The sequence below is a fragment of the Occallatibacter sp. genome (genome assembly GCF_049802275.1).
Lineage (GTDB): Bacteria > Acidobacteriota > Terriglobia > Terriglobales > Acidobacteriaceae > Telmatobacter.
Genome location: NZ_JBARMD010000243.1, coordinates 1 through 5,587 on the forward strand (window position 1 = coordinate 1; position 5,587 = coordinate 5,587).

5 protein-coding genes are annotated in these 5,587 nt (G+C 57.4%); 4 read left to right on the plus strand and 1 reads right to left on the minus strand.

Going from position 1 to position 5,587, the window contains the following annotated elements:
* The 3 genes from WA354_RS08460 to WA354_RS08470 all read left to right on the plus strand — a co-directional run.
* Nucleotides 1-771, plus strand: a 771-nt coding sequence (locus tag WA354_RS08460; RefSeq protein WP_472812566.1) for an alginate lyase family protein, incomplete at its 5' end; no start/stop codon positions are given.
* A 185-nt stretch (nucleotides 772-956) separates the two neighbouring features.
* A complete protein-coding gene (ku, locus tag WA354_RS08465) occupies nucleotides 957-1,868 on the plus strand; it encodes a non-homologous end joining protein Ku (protein WP_472812567.1) in 912 nt (303 codons plus the stop codon).
* A gap of 12 nt (nucleotides 1,869-1,880) precedes the next feature.
* Nucleotides 1,881-2,045 carry a hypothetical protein gene (locus tag WA354_RS08470; RefSeq protein ID WP_472812568.1) on the plus strand — a complete coding sequence of 55 codons (165 nt, stop codon included), beginning with the start codon at nucleotides 1,881-1,883 and terminating at the stop codon, nucleotides 2,043-2,045.
* A gap of 416 nt (nucleotides 2,046-2,461) precedes the next feature.
* On the opposite strand, the gene WA354_RS08475 is transcribed toward WA354_RS08470, so the two are convergent.
* Complete coding sequence (locus WA354_RS08475) at nucleotides 2,462-3,880, minus strand: DUF1254 domain-containing protein (protein WP_472812569.1); 1,419 nt, start codon at nucleotides 3,878-3,880, stop codon at nucleotides 2,462-2,464.
* Nucleotides 3,881-4,325: 445 nt separating this feature from the next.
* Between WA354_RS08475 and WA354_RS08480 the strand changes: the two genes are divergently transcribed.
* Entirely contained in the window at nucleotides 4,326-5,438 is a 1,113-nt protein-coding gene (locus WA354_RS08480) for a hypothetical protein (RefSeq protein ID WP_472812570.1), read from the plus strand.
* The last annotated feature ends 149 nt before the right edge of the window (nucleotides 5,439-5,587 follow it).

Below are 5,587 nucleotides of genomic sequence, written 5' to 3' on the forward strand. Positions count from 1 at the left end.
GCCGATGCTTACATTCGACATGGCAGCCGCGCCGGTGCGCAGTGCGTCTACACGCTGCTTTCCGCGGCCGCTGCTGCCAAGGCGTGGTCGGCCACCATGCCAACAGGCCAGGCTCACTACGTGCAAAAGTGGGTGCTGGCCGCCACCGCCATGGCGTACCTCAAGGTTCGCAATACCGGCGTAGAAACTCCTGAGAACGACAAGGAAATCCAGAAGTGGTTTGGACTCCTCGCTGACCAGGTTCGCGATTATGTCGACGACAAGATGAAGAATCCCAACAGCGACGCCTGGAACAACCATCGCTATTGGGCCGGACTCGCCGTTTGCGCCGCCGGCATCGCACGCAATGACACCCGCGAGTTCCACTTCGGAATGGAAGCATTCAAAGCCGGCGTGGATGAGATCGGACCCAGCGGAGCACTGCCCCGCGAACTCCAGCGCGCCGGCATGGCTCTCCACTACCACCTTTACGCCCTCGCGCCCCTCATCATGCTGGCCGAACTCGGAGAAGCCAACGGCATCGACACGTACTCCGAAAATCAACACGCCATCGATCGGCTCGTCAATCTCTGCGAACAAGGTCTGCAACATCCTGAGATCTTCGCGAAAGCCACCGGCGTCGAGCAGAACATGCCCGACAAAATCTCCGGCGCGGTGATCGGCTGGGCAGTGCCCTACGTCAAGCGCCGTCCCGACCCCCAGCTATCGGCCTGGATCGCGCAGGCGGGAAGCACCGCCTTCTGGCAGTGGGGCGGTCTTCCACCCGCTTGATTCCCAGGCTGATCCACCGGTCTTGCGACTCACTTTCGCCGCTGGTCATGTAGGCGAAGACAAGACGAAACTCCTGTCGTTTACTAGATATACACTTCTCCGACGTTTACAAAATGCGCTAAACTCCTCAGTCTGCGGGTCTGTGCTTCCTACGCTGTTTCCGGCCCGCCCTTATTGGAGGTTTCATGGCACGTCCTTATTGGTCGGGCAACGTTCAGATCTCGCTCGTGGCGTTTGGAGTGAGCCTCTACGTCGCCACCGAAAGCAAGGGCCAGATCAGCTTTCACCAGATCAGCCGCCGCACCGGCGAGCGGATCCGCCACCAGAAGGTGCTTGAGAGCGCCGCCGAAAGCAAAGAGGCCACCACGGCTGTTGAGAACGACGAGATCGTTAAGGGCTACGAATACAGCAAGGGCAAATACGTCATCATCGAGCCCAGCGAACTTGAAAACCTGCGCATCCCTTCAAAGCACACCATCGCCGTCTCGCAATTTGTCGACATCGCCGACCTGCACCCCGAATACATTGAGAAGCCCTACTTCGTCACGCCTGAAAACGACATGTCGGCGGAGGCCTTCAATGTTGTCCGGGAGGCACTTGTAAAGACTGGCAAGGCCGCCATTGGCAAAGTGTCCTTCTCTGGTCGCGAAAATATCATCGCCCTGATGCCCGCCGGCGCCGACAGTCCGGGCATGGTGGCCTACACCCTCCGCTATCAGAACGAACTGCGCAACCGCGCCGACTATTTCCGCGATATCAAGCAGCCGGCCATCGATCCCGACTCTCTTCAGCTTGCCGAAACGCTGATCGCCCGCATGTCAGCTAAGCTCGACATCAATAAATTCGAAGATGGCTACGAAACAGCGGTCAAGGCTCTCGTTGAAGCCAAGGTCAATCACCTGCCCGTGCCCATCGATGAGGCGCCAGCCAGGCAGCACACCGGCAATGTGGTCAGCCTGATGGATGCTTTGCGCAAGAGCGTTCAAGCCGACGCGAGCTCGGCCAAGAAGCCACCGAAGAGCGTGAAGGAAGCTCCCACCAAGGGCATCGGCATCGTGAAGACACCTGCCAAGTCAGCCAAACGCAAATCCGCCTGACGTGGAGACAAGATGGCAACCATGCCCGCGGCTGCTTCGATGATGAAGAAAGCATTCTGCCTTGAACATCCAGAGAAGTGCGCCCGGTTCCAACTTGCTTTTCACGGAATCGTGGTTCCATCGAATCTCTATCCCAACCAGGTGGAGCGGGCAAAGATGATTCTCGCAGGCAAATAGCAGGACAGTAATCACCTGGCGAGGTCCAATGCGCTCATACTCGTGCACCCACTAAAACACGGCGTCGTTGCGCGTCACATCGTGGGCAAATATTCACGACAATGCGCGCGAAACCGGGGAACGGCATGAAATCCTGGACTTGGTATGCGCGTTCGGCGAAGACGCAGAGATAAGCGCGCGAATTCGGATCAGAGCCGTAGGAAGGTGCGATCAGCTTTCCCGGGATGAGCGAAAGCTGAAGGCACGAAATAATCGACGCAGACGTGAGCATCACCCATCGTTCAGGACCTCATAATTGGCAAAATTGTCAGCGCGCACTCGAATCGCTGCCCGGCACGCGCCTCCTGCAGCCGTTCAAACCGAGCTCCGGATAGTTCGAATGTTGAATACCTCGAATGCCCGAATTGTGAAAAAACCTAGGTTGTTGGAGAAATCGCCGGAGGTTTCCACGTACCGTCAATGATCGAAGGCGGCGTTTCCTTCGGCCAGTAGAGCCGCAACATGGGGACGAACTTTCCCTTCGGGGCCGGCAGCCAGTTGGCCACCTTCGATCCGCCGGGCGACTGCGCCTGGATATAGATATCCACCGATCCGTCCGGGTTCGAAACGAACTTGTCCCGCGAACTCACCGTGTAGCGATTGAGCGAATTTGGCACGAAGAAGTACGTCGAATCGTACATCGTCAGCGACCAGAACCCGTTCACCGGCGGCATCTGGCCCTTGTCGATGTGCATCACGTAGTTGTGCCCATCTCCGTCAAACTTGTCACCCTTTGAGTCCTTCTCGCCGGTAGGATAAACCGCGTCCTGCGGACGATTGGCGCCCAGCCCGATCGCGGTAACCAGAGCGCGCTGGATGTAGTCTGTCCCGTACGTGCCCGCATTCGTGGTGAACATCCACCCGTTGATGGGCTTTCCAGCTTCTTTCAAGTGCTCGATGATCTTTGCCTGCGCGATCTTCGGAACAGCCTTGATCAATTCCTGATCGAGCGAACGCAGGATGCTCGGATCGAAGTCCTTTCCCGGCACGATGCCAATCTTAGCCATCTTCTCAACCATGGGTGCGTCGGCCGCTGCAGGAGGATTGTCCTTCATCAGGCGCGCGAGATAGGTGAAGTATTCCTCGATGCTCATGTCGTCTACCTGGTCGCGCACTGCCGTCTTCATGTCGAGGTTACTGTCGACTTCACCCGGCGGCGGCGTGTAGGACTTCCCATAAGAGCTCAGCGGAACCAGTTCAAATTTGTCTTGCAGCGCGTGAACTGCTTTGTAATCCTCCGGCGTACCCGTGCAGTAGATTCGGCCAAGCAGCCAAACCATGCCTGTAGGGGACTTGTATTCCGTTACCCCGTCTGGAAGTTTGCCCGACCATCCGGGTCCGGTGATCGCGTACTTCGCAGCTTTGCCACCAGTCGTCCTCTTTCCCGGCACCTGGAAAACATCTGTCCAGCCGCTCAGCAGCGGTAGCAGGAAGTATCGATCTCCCATATCAGGAACACTGAGGATCCACGGCTCACGCGACACATCGAACCATGCCATCGTGTAAAGGGTGTCAGCGTTCGGCGCCGTAACAGCGTGATTATCCACGCTGGGATAAGTACGAAGCTTCAGCATCTGACCCACCGGCGCATGCGCATCATCGGGAACTGCGACATTGGTGAGGCGCTTCCTCGTCATGTCCATCGTGACCAGCGGGTAACCATAGATGTATGCATCGGTTGCCAGGCTAACTCCCTCCTTAAGCCCGGTATCCGAGGTGCTTTTGCAGGATGTGAAGCAAAGCACCATCGCGGGAAAACAAGAAACGAGCAGAAGTTCACGTACGCCCACTTTCATTCAAGTCTCTCCTTACTCGCCGGAGGCTACATCTCGACGGACGGCAGACACAACTGTAAGTTCTGCCAGTTCAATGTCTTTGCGTGTGGTCCGGGCAGTGTTGACTTGGGACGTATCGCAGGCGACCCGCAGGGGATCGACTTCCAGAATCGCAGTGATCCAGAGAGAACTAGTCAGGCACAAATCCAAGAAGTGATTTTCTTGTCCGATTCATTCCTTGATTGTGTTCATCGGATTGAAGGCCGGTATTTACGCCTTCTTGTCAGCGCTCCATCGAAGTACATGGCCACTCTGGGGGAGTAAGCTGGCGCCTTCCGGGACTCACATGATTGATTGAAACGCATTCCCGTTGACGCGCACTATCGGTGCGGGTACACTCCGAGCCATTCGAGCGGCTCGCTGCCGGTCTTCGCCTTTGCCGCTGAACCCATCTGGAGGAATCACGATGCTCCCCTCTACAAAGCGCGTTGCGCTCTTGCTTGCTCTCGCCGTGCCCGCCACACTACCCGCCGCAGACTACACCTACCAGCAGACCACGCAGCTCACCGGCGGCTCGCTGCTGCACATGATGAAGTCGGTTGGTTTCATCAGTTCACAGGCGCGCCACATGGGTGATCCCATCGTCTCCAGCATCTACCTCAAGGACAACCGCCTGGCCAATGTGTCTCCCGAAACCATCGAGATCATCGATCTCGACAAGGAAACGATCACCAACATCGATGTGCAGAAAAAGACATACACGGTGATGACATTCGACCAGATAAAGCAGGCCATGGAGAATGCGCACCAGCAGATACAGAAGCAGCAGGCCGCACAACCGGCGCCTGAACCCGCCAAGCCCGACGCACAGAACGTCAAGATGAGCTTCGACGTGAAGGTGCGAAAAACCGGCGCGCAAAAGGAGATCAGCGGGCTCCAGAGCAACGAAGCCATTCTTACCATGACCATGACGGCGACCGACACGCAGACGCAGCAATCCGGCAACATGGCCATCACCAATGACATGTGGATGGTGCCGGAGATCCCCGGCTACGACCAGGTACGCGACTTCTACAAGCGCATGGCGATGAAGATGGTGGATGCCGGGACCATCGGCCTGGGCTACGACTTCAGCAAGATGCTGGCGCAGAATCCGGGTGCGGGTCAGGCGCTCGGCGACATGGCCAAGGAGATGCAGAAGCTCGATGGCGTTCCGATCATGCAGGTGATGCGCATGGGCACCACGACCAACGGCCAGCCGCTGCCCGCCGCATCTGAAGCTCCAACCCCCGCCGAGCCTGCGGGGCCCAGCGCCGGCGATGTAGCCAAGCAGGGCATGACTTCAGCTCTGACAAGCCACTTCGGCTTCGGCGGATTCGGCAAGAAGAAGCAGGACCCACCCCCAGACCAGAATCAGAATGGGGCGCAGGCCCAGCCAACCAGCGCAATCCTGATGGAAACGCAGATCACCACTTCAAACTTCTCATCGGCCCCCGTCGATTCATCTCACTTCGACGTTCCGGCCGGATACAAGCTGGTGCAACCTCCGGCGCAGACAACGGTAAAGAATGCGCAGTGATCACTGCGGCGACGGGCTATCTTCTGATTTCCATTGCTGGATCCATGACGATTGCGAGAGGTAACGCTCGCGGTCTGCAATCCGGACTGAAGTTGTCGGAGAGTGACTTCGAAAAACCTGCAAGGACTTTGTGGAAAACCGCAAATTTT